This is a genomic window from Adlercreutzia sp. DFI.6.23 (assembly GCF_024462535.1).
Lineage (GTDB): Bacteria > Actinomycetota > Coriobacteriia > Coriobacteriales > Eggerthellaceae > Adlercreutzia > Adlercreutzia rubneri.
This window is the reverse complement of record NZ_JANGBP010000714.1, coordinates 1-292: the sequence shown is the minus strand read 5'-3', so window position 1 is coordinate 292 and position 292 is coordinate 1. Positions and strand designations below refer to the sequence as shown.

The following is a 292-nucleotide window of genomic DNA, read 5'->3' as shown; positions in this document are numbered from 1 at the left end:
GCGGTTCGTCTACACGCCGGAGACCCCCGGGCGCTACCTCTGGAAGGTGCGACCCGTGACCGAGGACGGCGAGCCCTCCGCACTCGTGGCCGGCTTCGCCTTCGAGGCGCTGCCCGCCGGAGGCACCTACGGATTCATTCGCTATGATAGCAGTCCGCACCCCCGGGCCCGTACCGCCGTCTCGGTATCGCATCAATTATGTTGCGGCTACGCTGCTTTTGGCACCCTCGCCGCCACCGTCGTCCGGGGCTGGGTCGGGCGTCGGATCCGGCGTCGGCTCCGGCGTTGGCTC

Annotated in this window: 1 protein-coding gene; it reads left to right on the top strand. The window is 69.5% G+C overall.

The window, feature by feature from the left end; translation table 11 throughout:
• Nucleotides 1-55: 55 nt before the first annotated feature.
• A partial coding sequence (locus NE591_RS15180; RefSeq protein ID WP_256157093.1) for a hypothetical protein occupies nt 56-292 on the top strand: 237 nt, incomplete at its 3' end.